This window comes from Myxococcales bacterium (genome assembly GCA_012513515.1).
GTDB lineage: Bacteria > UBA10199 > UBA10199 > 2-02-FULL-44-16 > JAAZCA01 > JAAZCA01.
The window spans coordinates 1-18,337 of record JAAZCA010000023.1 but is presented as its reverse complement, the minus strand read 5'-3'; the positions used below and the strand labels follow the sequence as shown (position 1 = coordinate 18,337).

10 protein-coding genes and 1 tRNA gene are annotated in these 18,337 nt (G+C 51.0%); 3 read left to right on the top strand and 8 right to left on the bottom strand.

What is annotated here, in order from left to right:
- A partial coding sequence (locus tag GX659_05180; protein ID NLD28181.1) for a hypothetical protein occupies positions 1-7,838 on the top strand: 7,838 nt, incomplete at its 5' end.
- Between the two features lie 618 nt (positions 7,839-8,456).
- Entirely contained in the window at positions 8,457-9,224 is a 768-nt protein-coding gene (locus GX659_05175; GenBank protein ID NLD28180.1) for a hypothetical protein, read from the top strand.
- A gap of 99 nt (positions 9,225-9,323) precedes the next feature.
- Here the strand turns inward: GX659_05175 and efp are convergent, their stop codons facing one another.
- The 6 genes from efp to GX659_05145 form a co-directional block, all read right to left on the bottom strand.
- On the bottom strand, positions 9,324-9,881 hold the full coding sequence (efp, locus tag GX659_05170) for an elongation factor P (protein ID NLD28179.1): 558 nt from the start codon (positions 9,879-9,881) through the stop codon (positions 9,324-9,326).
- Between the two features lie 99 nt (positions 9,882-9,980).
- Positions 9,981-12,593, bottom strand: coding sequence for an alanine--tRNA ligase (gene alaS / locus GX659_05165; protein NLD28178.1), 2,613 nt, complete (start codon positions 12,591-12,593; stop codon positions 9,981-9,983).
- A 161-nt stretch (positions 12,594-12,754) separates the two neighbouring features.
- The gene (gene recA, locus GX659_05160; GenBank protein ID NLD28177.1) at positions 12,755-13,846 is read right to left on the bottom strand and encodes a recombinase RecA; all 1,092 of its coding nucleotides are present in this window, start codon (positions 13,844-13,846) and stop codon (positions 12,755-12,757) included.
- Between the two features lie 71 nt (positions 13,847-13,917).
- Positions 13,918-14,496, bottom strand: coding sequence for an RNA 2',3'-cyclic phosphodiesterase (gene thpR / locus GX659_05155; protein NLD28176.1), 579 nt, complete (start codon positions 14,494-14,496; stop codon positions 13,918-13,920).
- 69 nt (positions 14,497-14,565) lie between these two features.
- Positions 14,566-15,819, bottom strand: a complete 1,254-nt coding sequence (locus tag GX659_05150) for a competence/damage-inducible protein A (GenBank protein ID NLD28175.1) — start codon at positions 15,817-15,819, stop codon at positions 14,566-14,568.
- Positions 15,820-15,830: 11 nt separating this feature from the next.
- Positions 15,831-16,301, bottom strand: coding sequence for a phosphatidylglycerophosphatase A (locus GX659_05145; protein ID NLD28174.1), 471 nt, complete (start codon positions 16,299-16,301; stop codon positions 15,831-15,833).
- A gap of 244 nt (positions 16,302-16,545) precedes the next feature.
- Here GX659_05145 and GX659_05140 point away from each other — a divergent pair, with 244 nt between their 5' ends.
- Positions 16,546-16,950 carry a DUF1178 family protein gene (locus GX659_05140; protein NLD28173.1) on the top strand — a complete coding sequence of 135 codons (405 nt, stop codon included), beginning with the start codon at positions 16,546-16,548 and terminating at the stop codon, positions 16,948-16,950.
- 79 nt (positions 16,951-17,029) lie between these two features.
- Here GX659_05140 and GX659_05135 read toward each other — a convergent pair whose 3' ends face one another.
- Positions 17,030-17,848: an undecaprenyl-diphosphate phosphatase gene (locus GX659_05135; GenBank protein ID NLD28172.1), complete on the bottom strand. Its 819-nt coding sequence runs from the start codon at positions 17,846-17,848 to the stop codon at positions 17,030-17,032.
- A gap of 233 nt (positions 17,849-18,081) precedes the next feature.
- A tRNA-Asp gene (locus GX659_05130) sits at positions 18,082-18,155 on the bottom strand.
- Positions 18,156-18,337: the final 182 nt, after the last annotated feature.

Below are 18,337 nucleotides of genomic sequence, written 5' to 3'. Positions count from 1 at the left end.
ATTACGCGACGACCGGAGGGGTAACTCTCACATCCGGGGATGGCGTCAAGAGCGTAACCGTCAAGTTCAGAGATCTCGCAGGTAACGAGTCGGCAGTTGCATCAGACTCCATCACGTTGGATACGGTTCTTCCGGTCATAACATCTATCACGTCGCCAATCGAAGATGGCCACTATAGGGAGGGGACTTCAATCGAGGTACGGGTCGGCTTCAACAAGAATGTCACGCTCTCTGGCGGTGGAATCATAGTTACGCTAAATACCGATGGTACGTTCGAGATAGCAGAGTTATCCAACAGCAATATTGGAACGGGGACATACGTAGTTCGTGCCAACGACACAAGCGCCGCCCTCGCTGTTTCATCCTTTGCCCTTTCACCAGGCGCGACAGTCAGCGATGCCGCCGGCAATGAAGTTACTCTATCCGTTCCTGTTTCGAACTTCTCGGGCAGAGCGATAGTGATAGACACGACTCCGCCCGCTGCACCGGTTGTATCCGGCTCTGCACTTACCAATAACCAAAGGACGACTTGGTCATGGATCGCCGGAGACACAACAGGAAACGGAACATTCCGTTATCAGATGAATACGGAAGCTGGCGAATGGATTGAAACGGAATCTACCTCATACACTCCTGAATTGAATCTGGAGGATGGAACCCACACCCTGTACGTCCAAGAACGCGACTCAGCAGGAAACTGGTCGGCAAGCGGATCTTTCTCAACGACGATAGACACATCGGTACCAACCATATTGCATATAACCTCCAGCGCAGATGACGGTCACTACAAGTCTGGCGATCAGATAGAGGTTATAGTCAACTTCTCTAAAAATGTCACCTTGGTCGGCGGCGACCTGACGATAACCCTTGAAACCGGAGCTGTCGATCGCACCGTGGTAATAACAGAGATAGTCAATGAAACTCAGGGCTCCGGAATATACACAGTTCAGGATGGCGATGAAAGCGCCGACCTCGCAGCGTCATCTGTTACACTCTCTATACTTGCAACCCTGACCGACGAAGCTGGTAATGATGCTTCTCTTGCGATACCGCAAGGCGGCAACATCTCCGACGTCAAGAATATCGTCATAGACACGGTTCCCCCTCTCGCACCTGCGGTAACATCGATCGCCTCCATCACCGGTGATGCGACTCCTACATGGAGTTGGTCTACAGGCGGCGGTGGAAACGGAACATTCAGATATCATCTGAACAATGGCGTCTGGAGCGAAGAAACAACCGCAACTAGCTTCACACCTGAATCCGATCTTGCAGATGATGAACACACCCTCTACGTGCAGGAGAGAGACGATGCAGGCAACTGGTCGGAGAACGGGCATTTTACTCTCACCGTAGACACAAGCGCACCGATTGCGACAATAAGTGGTGCGCCATCCAATCCTTCCAATGACACATCTCTGAATGTGTCAGTAGGCGGCATTGGAGTTTTGGAATACAGCTACGACCTTCTTACGGGCGCAGAAAATTGTTCTGCGGCCTCCTACGGCGAATGGACGGTCGTATCCACTCCTATAACATCTGAAATAGGAGAGGACGGCGAAAAGATCCTCTGCGTACGAGGACGCGATGAAGCTGGAAACATTCAGACAGATCCGACATCGCACTCGTGGACCAACAAGACAACCGCACCGATCGCCTCGCTATCCGGGACACCTTCCGGTTCAAGCAAAGCGATATCACTCGATGTCACAATATCGGGCGATGGCGTCAGCCACTACAGACACAAGGTTGGGGCCGCGGGTTCGACATCGTGTTCTGTTGAAGAAGGATACAGCTCGGAACAATCAGCCGGCCTCAAAATAACTTCGGATATCTCCGGCATCCCTGACGGATCTATAAGGTTGTGCGTAATCAGCAGGGACGTAGTCGGAAACTGGCAGGGCTTTGATTCTGCTACCGAGGCCACATGGACCAAGGACACGGTTGCACCGTCGATTACCGGCGCGGCGCTAACCTCTGATAACTTGTATCTAAACCTCACCGCAAGCGAGGGCATATTCGGCAATGCAAACGGATCTGGCGCCGTGGAAACCGATGACTTTACAATCAACTTCACACGCAATGACGGAAGCGCTCTCTCGGCATCCATAGTCGGCATATCGAATCTTGCAGGAGAAGCCCTCGAAGGCGGCGAAAGCTCCATAAGGTTTCATATATTCGTGGATGGAACGCCAAGCGGCAGCGAATCTATAGAAATCACCCCGGCCGATGCAACCTCCGTGTATGATGCCGCCGGAAACCCGATGTCTATCACCGAGACGTCAGGCGCAAAAACGCTAGCCGATAGAAAATCGCCAACCGTTACGAACGTCTCATCCGACTCTGACGACGGGATCTACATAGTCGGCGACGGCATCGACATCGTCGTAACATTCAGCGAACCGGTCTTTGTCGAAGGTGGAGTCCCTACAATTACAATGGAGACGGGAGAAACGGACCGAGAGGCTACATACTTAAGTGGCAGCGGAAGCAGCGCCTTGACCTTCCGCTACATTGTGCAGGACGGCGACACAAGCGATGACCTCGACTATGCTTCGACCGATGCAATCTCCCTCGTCGGCGCAACGGTTCGCGACGAAGCGGGCAATGATGCAATCTTGACGCTGCCTATTCCTGGCACAACCGGTTCGCTGAGCGCAAACAAAAATATAGTCCTCGAAACCACAGTCCAGGATGGACCTGAAATAGTCGTAAATGAACTCGGCGACGATGATGGCCAGTGCTACCTGCAGTACTGTACGCTCAGACAGGCACTTGCTTCAGCATCCGCCGGGGATAGGATTACCTTTCACAGCGCGATTTCAGGAAATATAATACTCTCTTCGCCGCTCTCCGTTGCGGAAGGAATAACGATTGACGGCGAGGCCAACGGACACTCGCACGACATAGTGGTGAGCGGTGCAAACACAGGCGATACGAGAACGGTCGACTGTTTTGAACTTGGATCTGCCAACACAATTAAGGGGCTGGTGATACAGGGGTGTCGCAACGCAATCATAATATCCGGCGAAGCTTCAGGCAACAACAAGATCCAGAACAATATCATAGGAGTATCGTCCGACGAAACAACTCCGACAGCAAATGACGTAGGTATACTCATCAGCGATGGGTCGACATCCAACATAATAGGGGCCGACTTCGATGGAAATAACGATTTATTCGAAAGGAACATAATAGCCTACAACAGCGTAGCCGGCATCAAAGTCTCCGGCGCCGCTACCACAGGCAACTTGGTAAGACTAAACTCCATATACTCCAACTCCGGAAATGGGATAGTAATTGCGGAGGGAAGCAACGATGGAATCCTGGCCCCCTCCGATCTAGCGCAGAACGATCTCGAGACACCACTGCACGATATGATGAGCCTTTCAGGCGCGCCTGTCAGGTCGGGCGGAATGATCGACATCTATATCGCCGACGATGCCGAAAACTGCGAGGGAATAACTTATCTGGGCACCACATCAGCGGATGAGGAAGGCAACTGGAGTTTCACCTTAGTTGATGTGTATAATGATCCTGGAACAATATTTACAGTCACCCAAAGCACAGGCTCTAGCGGAACATCGGCTTTTTCAGACTGCATCGTAATCGAAAACCAACCCCCTGTAGCGAAGGAAATCACGGTGTCGGGAACGATGCTGATAGGCGGAGAACTAACCGCTACCTATAAATTCTCTGACGCAAACGGCGACGAGGAGGATGGAACGGTTGTAGTTTGGAAGCGCTCCTCCGCCCAAGACGGAGAATACGAGGAAATAACAGGCACAGACGGTAGCAGCGTTTACACGCTTTCAGCCCCCGATGACTCACACAAGTGGGTAATTTTCTCGACGGTCCCGAGCGACGGCCTCCATTCCGGGGATGAATACTCAAGCGCACCTCAGCTCGTAGACAACACACCCCCGATAATATCGGATGTTGAAGACATAATCGCCAGCGAGTCTGACACCGTAGAGTTCACACTTACCGCGGACGACGCCGACCTTGACGACCTCACGTGGGACTGCAACGGCAGCGATGAGATATGCACTCGCTTTACTCAATCGGGCAACGATTTTTCATTCTCATGGGCCACCGGCTACGATGATGAGGGAGTTTATTCCGCAACAATAGGGGTCGACGACGGACACGGCGGATACGACGAAAGAAACCTCCATGTCACCGTGGTACAGTCAAACAGGGCCCCGGAGATATCGCCTGTCCAAGCCAAAAATGTCGCAGAAGGAGAGACCCTGTCCTTCACGATAACAGCGTCCGATCCGGACGGCGACGCAGTATCTCTAGGCTTCTCCGCAGTACAAGGAGAGTTGATAGGAACCGCATGTTCTGTCCCATCAGGCGCGATGATAACGAGGACCAGCGACACGACTTTCACATTCACCTGGACGCCTGGCTATGACGATGCAGGCTTCCACTGCGTAAACATCGAAGCTACCGATAATGGCAGTCCATCTCTCTCGTCAACTCTGCCTATAGCCATAACCGTCTCCAATACCAACCGCCCGCCTGTGATAGAAAGCATACCCAACCTGACCGCAGCGGAAAACGAAACCATCACGTTCCAGGTTTCTGTGAGCGATCCTGACGGCGATGACCTGACAACGAGCATGAGCTCAACAGCAATAGGAAACTACAAGGCGCTTCCTCAGGCAGCCTCGTACAATGCTTCGACTCGCACGTTCACATGGACGCCGACTGAAAATGACCTAGGATCGTACATAGCCATGATCAGGGCCGATGATTCCGGGACACCTTCTCTTTCAGACACAATAAGCGTGGTGATAACCGTTTCCAATATCAACCGTGCTCCTTCCATCAGGGTGTATTCAACTCCGGCTGCCGATGAAAACGGCCACATATGCGTGGCGTTGAGGGAGCGTGTGAACATGGTAGTGAATGGAACCGACCCCGATGCTGGAGACAGCCTATCCATAACACTATCCCCATCACCGTCAGGATCGTCATTTGCCGATTATGCCTCAAATAGTAAATCATTCTCGTGGGCTCCGCAGTCGACCGGCGTGACGACATTGGTATTTACAGTAACTGATGCCGGAGGGCTGAACGCATCTGCTGCAAGAACCATACTGGCCGTTAGCTCCGAATCGCAGTGCAAAGATGAGATCGAGAGGGTAAATGATCCCGATGCTGCAAGACCTTCGGACATAGACGATAAAGCGGTCTCTTCAGGAAAGCCCACAGCAAGGGCATGCTTCGGCGAACTGCAGAAGACCGGTGGAGTTTGCGTTCTCGAGAAGGTAGTTGCATCAGGAAAACAAACCCATCTTGACGGATCCAACTCCTACCAGCCTGCGCTCAACGACAAGGGAGAATCGGTTCTATCGAAGAAGGGGCTCGTTTACCATTGGACACAGACGGGCGGAACCGCTCTCGAACTGTCGGACAACAACAGCCAATCGGCTATCCAGCCGAGTTTCACAGCTCCTCAGGTCGAACACGGGACGGCGATGGCTCTCACCTTCGATCTCGTAGTCGAAAACAGTTTTGGCAAATCCGCACCTCATTCCGTAGCTTTGATGGTGGTTCCTGATTCCAGGGAATCTGAAATGGGCACAGTACCAATGTGGGTGTTGGGACAATCGGGAGATACCGTCATCACCTACGACCATGCGAACACATATGATCAGGATTCCGACGAAGATGAGGAAGTTGATGGATCAACGTCAGCGATTACAACCACTACGATAGCAGCGATAGACCCCAAAGGTTCAATATTGAATCTCGGCAGCCCGTCAACAGCGAAGCATCTCTTCTCCATATCGATTCCATCGAACATCATCACCGCCGGAGATATAAGCATGAAAAAGGCATCATCCGGCTTCGCAGGACAGGCCCAATACGTATTCGGCCTGCCAACCTACGACAACGAGCGCGGAGCAATAGTCCGTCTCAACAGCGAACAGATAGAGAACTACTCCTCCACGAACGGCGCACCGATAATAAACATCTCCGGAGATGAACGGTTCGACATCGACAAGGTATCGGGAGCCTCGGAAGGATCTCACCTCGGATCAGGACTTGAGATCCTGGATTTCAACGATGACGGTACCGACGACATCGTTACCAAGGTATTCTCAGGCAGCGAAGGATACATAGTGGGACTATCGGGCGGCAACCTTATACCTTCCAACACACAGATCTCGGAAGATATGATGCAGTTCAGGATATCAGGATCCGCCGACGACATAAGGAAGTCCCGCATCGTTGGAAGCAGAGCTTCGATGAGCGATGAGGATATAGGTTACTCCGAAGGCCCAACGATCAATATGACGGCGCTTGGTAAATTCAGCATGTCGATCGACGTCACGCGCGACCTGATCCAAGGAGGATATTCCGACTCAGATATCTATTCCATCTTCACCCTTCTCTCCAGCTATGGAAGGGCTGTCGACGCATCAGGATTTCACGACCTTGGAGCAATTTCACTCGGCAGCGTATCTCAGTCCAATTACAGCCTGAGCGGAGAACGCGTGGATGTCGGCCATTCGAAAGCTTTCACGGTATCGTCGATGTCAGCAACTACGCTTTCGCCGGAAGAGATGCCAGATCCTACCAACATCGCAAATGGCGATATAAATGGCGACGGGCATACAGACACCGTCGTCGGAGATCCCGAGGCAGGATATATTTATGTATTTCTCGGAAACGCAATGATGTCGGGCGCAAGGGATTCAAACCTCTACGACGTAAGAATAGCCTGCGCAAAAAGCGGAGAAGAGTGTGGAAGAGTCGTCCTTGTCGGCGATATCACAGGAGATAAATATGATGATATCATCATAGGCGCTCCGGCTGGAGACGGCGAATTTGGAGCAACGCACAATGCAGGAGCGATCTACATCGTATATGGGACGCCTGATCTGCCGGAAGAAATAGACATTGCGGACTACTCCGGCAGCAACATAATTTATGGAACCGTCGAAGAGGGATGGCTCGGCCTCAATATGGCGCTTGTCGACGCGAACTTAAACGGCACTAAAGAGCTCGTCTGCAACCTTAGAAATGGCAGCGCCGTTGTGACATCCTTTGACCTGATCCGAACGCTGGGTCGAACGCTGCGCATAGAACAGCTCGAGATATCCGAAAACAGCTTCGTGGATCCTGAAAAAATGGTGCTGCTCTCCCTCAAACTCTCAGCTTCCACGGAAGAAGATTTGAAGGTGCAATCGCTCACCCTCTCGGCATCTGGAACTGGAGTTGGACAGATAGATCCTAAGTCCGTCTCGCTGTATGAAGACGTCAATGCGGACGGCGTTCTTGACGCTGGTGACAGAAAGATAAACGCTACGGTTTCATATAATGGAAAAGAAGGCACTATCGACTTCAGCGACATAAACGAGATCATCGCCAAGGGATCGAACAACAGATGGCTTGTCGTCTACGAGTTTGAATATGGCAGTAATTCGGAAGTTCAGATGACGATAGCTCCTCGATCATCGAGTGGGCACCATCCAGCCTCAGTTCCGATGATACTCATAGCCATCACAATAACAGCTTTGACGATGAGGCGCTGCAAGCGCTTCGGCCTCGTTCTTGTCGCCTGCACGACGCTGACATCCATGTACATGGGATGCAGCGCCCTAAATCAGGGCGCCACAGAGATCTATACATACCAGATATCCATAAGCGAAGGCACAAAGGTAAAGGCCGTTGGCAGCACAAGCGGAGAAAGCGCCAGCGTCATAGGGGCGCCGGTATCCGGACCGACCATGATGGTCACCTTCACCAATATCCCCATCGAATCAGGGGACATGTCCGAAGATTCCGAAGGTGGCGGCTGCGGAATGAGAATGAATTAAGTAACCTCTGAAAAATCAGCAAATTCAAGGCATCTCTAAAAGCTATGCGCTTGCCATCCCCGCAACGACCGTGACTGGTAACTCGTAACTGGTGAACGGTCGGAACCCCGCGGTAGCGGTGGCTTACAGCATGCGGGAATGACGGCGTGATTGTCATCCCCGAATGACGAGAAGGTTGTCATCCCCGAGTGGTGTAATCGGGGATCCCGCAACAACCGTGACTGGGAAAAACAGAAGCTAGAAGCTAGAAAAACCTCGCCTGTAGAAATCTCGTTTCTCACTTCTAGATTCTAGCTTCTTGATGTTTTGGTCGATGGCCAATTGTCCATGGTCGAGGTTATTGTTGCCTCTAGCTTTTCAGAGGTTCCTTGAAGCCGAGATTAACTCCCTCCTCCTTCGACTTGAATCCCATCCGACAATCAAGCTAACTATTTGTTTTAAAGGAGTAATTTTTAGGTTGGCAAACTTGATTCGGTAGCAACCTTCCTACATACCTCTCCCCGACAGCAACGCAAACTCAGATAGCAACTTTTTTGGTGATTATGCCGAATAGTGCCAAAGAGAATAATAGATCAATTGGCAAGTACTGCTAAACAGCAGCGTTATACAGGAGAGCAAATGCTTAGACCTCTTACATTTCCACAAGCCGCTACAAAGATTGCGAATTTTTCTGGTGCAGGATTTTATCCCCCAACAACTCTAGGGCTCGGTTACGTACCTGCCGACTCCAACATGGGCATATTCGACAAAGGGCATGGATTTACAACGAACTGTCAGAGGCACAAAAATTTTCATTTTCTCTACAGAAAAATAGTTGATGCCAAAACAGACAACCCATTAATAACGACGGCGCGTCAAAGATTTTCAGAGGCGGGAATTAAAATGACCGACATAGGAGTCGCCGATGCTGATTCGTTCACAAAGGACAGATCATTAGCTCAGACCATAAGAGAGGTCACCTCGCTGGATGAATCTGCAAGATTCGACACTCTTAAGGAGCGCATGATCCTGACTGGGGATGAATGCGATGGGAAAACCGCGGTACTTTCCGCGTTACTCATGGCAAACTATGATATGAGACACTACCCTACTTTTGGCAACTATATATTCTACATGGACCAAGGTTATCCCGTAATAGTAGCACTCAGGACTACAAAAATAGGCCAAAATGATTCTCATGCGTCATACCTAACAAGATTAGCGGAAGCCGAACTTGAAGAGGCATTTAGGTGCATTGAAAGGGACCTGCCAGCAATAAAAGAAGGGCGCAACTTACTGCTAAGACATATCATGGGATCGCTTCTTCACTACGAAGCACGTTTTGAATCTGAAGATATCAGGTTGGAAAGGGCGTGGCAGGCCGTAAAATATTTCTTAAATTCCTGAATTTATCCGCCTGCGACATCCATCTCAAAAATACTACGACAATTTGAAGTTTCTTCAAACAAGCCGGGCTGGTTCAGATAAGAAAAGAACTTGCTAGTCTTATCCCCTTTCCAGATATTCGCCCGTTTCGGTATTGATCTTGATCATGTCGTCAACTTCGACAAACGGAGGAACCATAACCACCAGACCTGTTTCAACTGTGCATTTTTTATATGACCCAGTCGCAGTCTGCTTCTTGATGGAGGGCTCGGCCTCTATCACTTTCAGACTCACTACCTTTGGAAGATCTATTCCTACAGCGCTCCCCTCGTAGAAGGTAACCATCACCTTGTTGTTCGGAAGCACATATTTTATGGCGTCGCCAAACATCTCATGATCCATCTCGATCTGCTCAAATGTGGATGTGTTCATGAGATGGTATCTGTCTCCGTCATCGTAGAGATATTCCATCTCATGTTCCTCCAGATGCGCCGTCTCAACATCTTCGGTCGCGCGAAACCGATGTTCAAACTGAAGGCCGCTCTTCAGCTTGCGCATCTTGGCCTGAACCATCGCCCTGAGATTTCCAGGAGTGAGGTGTGTAACGCTCAAGACACGCGCAAGCTCGCCATCGAATATGATGACAGACCCCACCCTTATCCTGTTCGCCTGAACCATAAAAGCCTCCTGCATGATACGTTGAAAGAGAGTTTCTTTCGCAAAACAGCCCTCCTTCTGTCAAGAAAGTTTTACGCGGAAATCACGCAAAACAGGGGCTCAGCCCCCTGCCCCCTTGAGATATTCCCTGATTTTTTTAAATGCCTGATCGAGTTTTGAAGAATCTGCACCGCCCCCCTGCGCAAAATCGGGGCGACCTCCACCTTTTCCGCCAAGCACCTCGGATGCCATCCTGACTATCTCACCGGCCTTTATCTTTGCAGAGAGCTGTTTAGAGACCGCAGATATAAGGGTCACACGGCCGTCGGAAACCGATGCCAGCAGAACCGCACCGGTTCCGAGTCTGTCCCTGTATTTTTCTGCAAGCTCTCCAAGTATTTTTCTGTCGGCGACGTCAGACTTCGCTATGATCGCCTTAAAGGAGCCGAAATCTTCCGCGGATTGTAAGAAGTCCTTGCTTACGCTTTGCGCAGCGCAGGTAAGCGCCTTCTTGAGCTCCCTTTCCAGCGAGGAAACCCTCTCGTCCAGTTTTCTTACGCGATCGACGATCTCAGCCGGAGATGCTTTCAGTATCGCTGCGATCTCCTTTCTCTCGTCGTAGATGGCGTCGATGTAATCCTCCGCTCCGATTCCGGTCACCGCCTCGATTCTTCTGACGCCAGCCGCTACGGAGGACTCCGAGAGAATTTTGAACATCCCGATCTCGCCGGTCATGTTGACATGCGTCCCTCCGCAGAGCTCAGACGAATGACCGGACACATCTATCATCCTGACGCGATCACCGTACTTCTCACCGAAAAAGGCGAGCGCGCCGCGCCTTACCGCTTCGTCGTATTCAAGATCGTAGGTAAGCACCGGAATATTCTGTCTGATCGTCGCGTTGACATGGCGTTCGACTTCACGAAGTTCCTCATGGGTCAATGCGTGGAAATGAGAAAAATCGAAGCGGAGCCTTTCCGGCATAACCAGAGAGCCGGCCTGTTTCACATGTTCGCCCAAAACCTCACGAAGCGCGCGATGAAGAAGATGGGTTGCGGTATGGTTGCACCTGGTCGATCTCCTGGATTCCATGTCGATCACAAGGGTTATCTTCATCCCCTCTGAAATCTTTCCCTTTTGCACCCTGCAGTGATGAACGATCAGATCAGGCAGTGGTTTTTTCGTATCGATAATTTCCACCTCACCGCCTTCGACTATTCCGGTTCCGCGGTCGCCGACTTGCCCGCCGGACTCACCATAAAATGGAGTTTCCGACGTTATCATATAGACATCTTCATGCTCATGCGCCTCTTTCACACGAACGCCATCTTTCAGTATCGCTAGAATTTCGCCATCTGCGGTTTCATTCGAATAACCTACGAAGGAACTCGACACGCCATCGGCTACAAGTTTTTTGTAAATAGAGCACACTCCATTTTCTCCTGAGCCCTTCCAGCTGGCACGCGCCCGTTCGCGCTGCTCTGACATCTTCTTTTCAAAACCGCCCTCATCGACGACAAAACCGCTCTCGGCAGCGATCATACGCGTCACATCGAGAGGAAAACCGAAGGTGTCGTAGAGCTTGAAGGCAACCTCCCCCGGAATAACTTTATCACGAGAACACGCCATGGCATCCTTTAGGAGTTCAAGGCCATTATCGAGAGTTTGATAGAAACGCCCTTCCTCAGTACCGATGACCTTCTCTATGAAACTCTTGTGTAAAATCAGATCCGGATAGGCGCTCCCCATCTCATCAACTATAATAGGGATTAGCGAAGTCAGAAAGGGCTCGTCAATTCCAAGGCGTTTGCCGTACCTCACCGCGCGCCTCAGTATCCTGCGAAGCACGTAACCGCGCCCCTCGTTCGAGGGAGTCACCCCATCCCCCACGAGAAATACCGAACCTCGCACGTGATCGGCTATCACGCGCATGGCGATATCGCTCTCATCGCTTTCGCCGATGCGATGGCCACTCACCTCGCTGACGACCTTGATGATCGGAAGGAATATATCGGTCTCCCAGTTGGATTTAAAACCCTGAAGAACTGCCGCAAGGCGCTCAAGCCCCATCCCGGTATCTATCGAAGGGGCTGCCAGAGGTGACATCTCCCCAGATGCATCGCGAGAAAACTGCATGAAGACTAGATTCCATAGCTCCATGAATCTAGTCGTATCCAAATCCTCAGCTCTCACATGCCCTTTTCCAAAATCCCAAATAATCTCGGAGCACGGACCACATGGACCGGTATCACCCATAGCCCAGAAGTTGTCCTTCTCGCCGAGGCGAAAAACTCTATCCTTCGAAACATGCTTCAGCCAAAGCTTCTCGGCCTCGTCATCGTCGCGAAAGACCGTGACATACATATTCTTCGGATCAAGCGAAATTTCCTTCGTAAGAAAATCCCAAGCGAAGGCGATCGCCTCCTCCTTGAAATAATCCCCAAAGCTGAAGTTGCCGAGCATTTCAAAAAATGTGTGATGCCGCGGCGTATGCCCGACGTTTTCCAGGTCGTTATGCTTCCCGGAAACGCGCATGCACTTTTGAGAAGAACAGGCGCGGCGATAGTCGCGCTTATCCTCGCCGAGAAATAGATCCTTGAACTGCACCATTCCGGCATTTGTGAAAAACAGCGTTGGGTCATTGGCAGGCACAAGCGAACTCGACTTCACTCTTGCATGCCCGTTCTTTTCAAAATATTTAAGGAAGCTCTCCCTGATCTTAAAACCGGTCATATTTCCACCCTAAAAGTCTTTTATTATCAATGTGTTATACCGCATAAACCGATGGAGCACCCTATCACCGAAGATAAAAAATGACAAGGACCCGAAAATTTCAAAAAGGGCCGCCTCCAGATCGGAAGGCGACCCCTTGAGGCCATAATAATAGTTAAAAACTATTTATTCCCTTCCTTGCCCTTCGCAGCGGTCGGCGTTTTTTCAGCTGAGACCGCCCCGGTACCCGCCTTCACATGCCTGACTATCCCGTGCTTTTCAAGTATCGCCTTCTCCAATCTTTGGAGCAGCTTCGGGTTTTCCTTCAGGTACTGCCTCGCGTTTTCACGCCCCTGCCCTATCCGATCTTCGCCGCATGTGTACCACGCACCACTTTTTTCTATCAGCCCCATGTCGGCGGCCAGATCGAGAACATCCCCCTCACGCGAAACCCCCTGCCCATAGAGTATATCGAATTCCGCCTGTCTGAACGGCGGGGCGACCTTATTTTTCACTACCTTTACGCGAGTCCTCGAACCGACGATCTCTTCGGCCTGTTTAATGGGGGAAATTCTTCTGATGTCGAGACGAACCGAGGAATAGAACTTCAACGCATTTCCACCGGTGGTCGTTTCAGGATTCCCGAACATGACGCCGATCTTCATCCTAATCTGGTTGATGAAAACGACCATCGTCTTGGACTTCGATATCGTGGAGGTGAGTTTACGGAGGGCCTGGCTCATGAGCCTTGCCTGCGCGCCCATCTGTGCATCGCCCATCTCCCCTTCCAGCTCGGCCCTGGGAACAAGGGCTGCAACCGAATCGACAACGAGCACGCCAATTGCGCCGGAGCGAACGAGCGTATCCGCGATTTCTAAAGCCTGTTCCCCGCTGTCAGGCTGACTGATGAGGAGATCTTCGGTCCTCACACCTAACTTCCTTGCATATTCCACATCGAGGGCATGTTCTGCGTCTATGTATGCAGCAACGTTCCCCTGCGCCTGGGCGTGCGCTACAACCTGCAAGGCAAGCGTAGTTTTGCCGGAGGATTCCGGCCCGAATATCTCCACCACCCTGCCGCGCGGCAAACCGCCTATGCCCAAGGCTATGTCGAGCGAAATGGAACCGGTAGATATAGCATCGAGACCGGTAACAAGAGGCTCATCTTTGCCGAGGCGCATGATCGCCCCCTTTCCGAACTGCTTCTCTATGCTGGCCACCGCAAGACCTATGGCTTTTTCCCTGTTGTCAGGCATCTGCACTTCGTTGCTCATATAAACTTCCTCCTTTTGAAATTTTTAAGCCAAAAAGCGAACATTTTTCGGACCGCACAAATGACACAGGATCATCTCTTCGGCCCGAAGGCAAACTTTCTGATGACCGTGTATATCGGCCCATTCCTGGTCAACTCGCTTTTATACAGAGTAAGGGAATCGACCACGGTCTCACCGAACTCTGCATCGGACATCTTCTCGAGCACCCTGATAAAATCCTTTGCACCGCCAAAGTTCCCCTTCGCCCTGCCTAGAGTCAGATGCATTCGAAATGCTCTCTTATCCTCTTTGAAGCCGAAGTCGCGAAAGGCCTCTTCCAGGCGTGAGTATAGACCGATCATGGGTTCGGTATCCCCCTGAAGTCCAGCCCATATGATGCTTGGATAACGCCAGTTCGGGAATACCCCCACGCCATGCCCTGAAAGCCTCAAAGGGGACTGGTGCCTGAGTTCGTATTCAACAACCCTTGAGACATCGCCGAATAAAATATTTTCCTCTACATCGCCGAAGAACCTCAGAGTTCCATGGAGAAGCTCAGGCTTCATCCATTTAATCCCCGAAATTTTCCCTGAAAAAAAAGTGATAAGCGAAGAGAGTTCCCCTCTCATCTCATCGGAAATATCAAATGCAAGAAATGACCGTATCTTCATCTTTTGACACCCGCTTTTCGAACCACCGGAGATGGAAAAGACAATCTCCGTGCTCCTACGGATAAGAATTTATTTCAACTCACCAGTCAAACTTAATTTTCCGACGAGGTGCTGCCTCACCAAGTCTATAGCCGTAGCCGCTGCTATGCTCTTGAACGAAAGCCTGTCCCTGTTGAAATTGTATTTAAAGGCCCTAGTCCCTTCGACGGCTGAAATTGCGATATAAACCAGCCCTACAGGCTTTTCCGGGGTACCTCCACCGGGCCCCGCTATTCCCGTGACCGCCACCGCATAATCCGATGCAGAGAGACGCCTGGCCCCTTCGGCCATCGCAATAGCGGTCTGCGGAGATACAGCCCCGTGGAGGCGAAGGATATCCTCGCTTACTCCCAAAAGCTCGATCTTCGCTTCATTGCTGTAGACCACAAAACCCCTTTCAAAATAGTCGCTCGAACCGGCAACATCCGTGATTGAACTTGCGATCAATCCTCCCGTGCATGACTCGGCGGTTGAAATGGTAAACCCTCTCTCGGAAAGCATCCTGCCCACGACCGAATAGAGGGAGGAATCCCCTTCAGCATATATCACATCGCCAAGCCTCCCCTTCAGAGATGAGGAGGATCTATCGAGAATATTTTTGAGCTCATCTTCATTTTTGCCGATGGCTACCAGTTTTAGAAGTATCTCCGGAAAACTCACGCGAAAGCTGAGTCGCGCGCCAAAGAGCTCCATACCACGAAGTTTCTCATCGATCTGCGCTTCCGGCATGCCGAAACAGCGAAGGATTATCTCGCCCCGAGAGCAATCACAGCGCGATGCGAGCCACGGAGCTACGCTATCATCGAACATAGCGTAAAGCTCTTGAGGAACACCGGGGAGAAAAAAGAAGTCTGTCGACCTTGCATGAAGATGCACTCCGGGAGCGGTTCCAACGCTATTTGAGAGTATCTCGCCCCCCTCCGGAATGAGTGCCTGTTTTTCGTTGCTGGATGAAAACTCGCGGCCTATGCGCCTGAAAAAATCCTTCATCACGGAAAGAAGATCCTCGTCCAAAACTAGTTCAAGGCCAAACGCCGACGCTGCGGCTTCTACGGTGAGATCATCGGAAGTAGGTCCGAGCCCGCCCGTGACTATGACCGCGTCGGCTCGCCCGACAGTCTCTTTAAGAAGGGCGGCTATATCACCGATGTCGTCTTTTACGGAGGACCTTCTTATAATATCGTGTCCAAAAACGACGCAGCGCTCGGAGATCCAGCGCGCGTTGGTATCGAGTATCGTCCCATGCATAACCTCATCACCTGTTGTAATTATTTCGATTCTCAAATATCTCTCCGTTAGATCGTCATCCCCGCAAACGACAAGGCCCATGCTATAAAAAACAGCGCAGCATTGGCATAGATGCCAGCCATGACATCATCCATGACTATCCCCAAACCGCCGGGAAGTTTTTTTTCAAACCATGAGGCCGGAAACAGTTTTACAATATCGAAGAACCTGAAAAGTATGAAGCCGGTTATAATCGCAGCGGCGGTCGGCGCATGAAAGGCCATCGTCACGAGGTAACCTGCAATTTCATCTATGACGACGCACTTCGGATCCTCTTCTTTGGAAATGGCCGCAAATCTGTCCGCAGACCATATCGCCAGTGCGATTATTATGGCTAGAAACAGCACGTAACAGGCCCAGCCAAGCCTGGAGGCGAGGATGAATACAAGCACACCGACGCCGCTTCCCCATGTCCCCGGCGCCCACATGAGGTATCCGCTGAAACAACCGGTGGCTATGAACTTGCAGAATTTTTCCATCGCAAAAACCCCGTTTTGGCGGCAAAAGCTATCACCGCCCCGGGCAAAAAACAATCGGATAGCAAAGCAGCTTTCGTGCCATAAAAAACCTTTATAAATCAATAGGCCTAAAGGCAGCAGCTGCAGCGTTTCACTACACAACGGCAGCCGTTCACTTTTCAAGAGAAATTCGAATCTTTTTTCCGCGCAGCGGTTGACAAAAGCTGCAGCGATGCACATATAGCGCGGCGAGGAAGGAAAAAACATGTACGCAATAGATATATCCTGTTCAAACGGTCACATCTTCGAATCGTGGTTTCAGAGCCGCGCTTCCTTCGAAGAGCAACGCGAAGCGGCGCTGATATCATGCCCGCACTGCGGCGATACCAATATAGAACAGAAAATAGCGCCTGTCAGAATCGGCAAACACAGCAACACCGGCAAACAGCCTGAAACTCCCAAAAAACCAGGTCCTTCCGGACTTGCACAGATCATGGCCCAGATCGAAAAAAACTTCGAAGATGTGGGAGCAAGATTTTCCGAAGAAGCGATAAAAATCCACTTGGGCGAGAGCAAGAGAAGAAACATACGCGGAACCGCCACCCCTGAAGAGGCCGCAGAACTCGAATCAGAGGGAATCGATATCTTCAAAATTCCGGAATTGCAGTAGTTCGAAAAGGACTCAGCTCAAAAATGTAACGATTATTGGATCGCAAGAATTTGTCAAAAATCTCTTCTCAAATTAAGAATCACATAACGTCCGAAACGACTTTATAGATTATGACGGATATGCCGACCGCCCAGCAATAATAACCAAATGAGGTAAAGCCGCCTCTTACTATAATCCTAAGCAGCCACTTGATGCAGAAAAAGCCGGTGACCGCAGCCGCAGCAGTTCCAGCAAAGACGGAAAGAAGCAGGTCGAATGAAAGCACGGCGAGCTCATCTATATGAAGGATGAATGCCCCCAGAATCGCTGGAAGAGCCAGCAAAAATGAAAAGCGCGCCGCCTTTTCGCGGCTGATCCCTGAAAAGAGAGCAGCCGAAATCGTGGCGCCGGATCTCGATATCCCAGGGGTTATCGCAAAGGCCTGCGCAATGCCTATAAGGACCGCGCGACAAATTGAAAGCGGAGCTCCGGAGTCCCTGGCAAATCTGGTCAGAAATAAAAATGTTCCGGTGACTAGCAACATGGTGGCGGCAGCGGTCGAATTCGATATCAGATTTTCAAATATATCTCTGAACAGACAAACCGCGACAACCGCAGGAAGGGTGCCTACGACGAGAAGAAGAAAAAGACGACGCCCCCCAATATCGATACTGGTCATCGTCGGCCTGAATATTCCAACGACTATTTCAATTATGTCGCGCCAGAAGACCGCCACTACCGCAAACAAAGTCCCGAGATGCAGACATACATCAAATGCAAGCATCTGAGCCCCTTCGAGTCTGACCCCAAGGAGATCTTGCGCTATCACCAGATGCCCGGAACTGGAGACTGGAAGAAATTCGGTAGCGCCCTGAAGTATTCCGAGAATTAGGGATTTTAATATTGAAAGCTCAGGCATTTATCACCTTGAATGAGGCGACTGAAAAACTTGACCAGACACCGAACCATGCAGCCAACAGGGCCGATCCCGACGCTGTTTTCAAGGAACGAGAATTACAGCGTCGCGGACCCTCGGCGTCGCAAATCCCGCCTACGGCGGGATGCGAACGACGGGGCTAGACTCGAACTCGCGGCCTCCTGTCCCGATGTGACATGATTTTTGCCCTATAAAAAACATCCGCATACAGCAAGCGGGGCCGACGAGACTCGAACTCGCGGCCTCCTGCGTGACAGGCAGGCGTTCTAACCAACTGAACTACGGCCCCGCTTGCTGTACAGCTTCTGTCTGTAAAAGAACCTAAAAAACCTAGCCAAGAGAACCTTTACCGGCGAAGGGAGCGCCGTGTATAGGGGCTCACAGCATTAAAATCAAGTATTTTTCTTGTCTCCCCTTGTGGGCGCTACAGGACTCGAACCTGTGACCCCCTGCGTGTAAAGCAGGTGCTCT